We start from the raw sequence: 599 nt of genomic DNA, 5'->3' as shown, positions 1-599 counted from the left end.
TGATGTGTTTTTTGCCACGCATGACCCTACCACCATGGATCGTCAAGGTAACGACGTCGGCAGCCAATACCGCAGCGTGGTTTTTTATACCGATGAGGTGCAAAAACCAACGGTCGACCGTACCATTAACAAATTACGCGACATGGGCCTTAATGTGGTGACAGAAGTCCATCCCGCTATGGAATTTTACAAAGCTGAAGACGCCCATCAAGATTTCTATAATAGAAACCCGGGTCAAGCCTATTGTAACTTTGCTATTCCGCCGAAACTTGCCAAATTGCGCAAAGAATTTAGCCAGTATATGGTGAACTAAACCGGTCACGTGAGTTTTATACGCTATCAAAGCCAAGGGTTAAGACGCTTGGCTTTTTTATTGCGTTTGGCGGTATGATAATACCAAACATTTAAAGTATGGATAGGTTAGGAATAAAGGTATGGATTCTAAATTTTGGCAACAGCGCTGGCAAGACGGTCGCATTGGCTTTCATAAGTCTGACGTCAATCCTCAACTAATCGAGTATTTTTCTGAGCTCGCAGTGCCCATCGGTAGCCAAGTCTTGGTACCTTTATGCGGTAAATCAGTTGATATGGTATGGCTT

At 43.9% G+C, this 599-nt stretch carries 1 protein-coding gene and 1 pseudogene; both read left to right on the top strand.

What is annotated here, in order from left to right; genetic code table 11:
* Window positions 1–313: peptide-methionine (S)-S-oxide reductase (locus tag V7D75_RS09855; RefSeq protein ID WP_333614422.1), on the top strand; the 313-nt coding region annotated here is incomplete at its 5' end.
* Window positions 314–434: 121 nt separating this feature from the next.
* Window positions 435–599, top strand: a pseudogene (locus V7D75_RS09850) (thiopurine S-methyltransferase); the annotation flags it as partial.

It is taken from the genome of Psychrobacter sp., from assembly GCF_036731945.1.
Taxonomy (GTDB): Bacteria; Pseudomonadota; Gammaproteobacteria; order Pseudomonadales; family Moraxellaceae; genus Psychrobacter.
The sequence above is the reverse complement of the archived record's forward strand: the minus strand, read 5'-3'. Positions and strand labels throughout refer to the sequence as shown.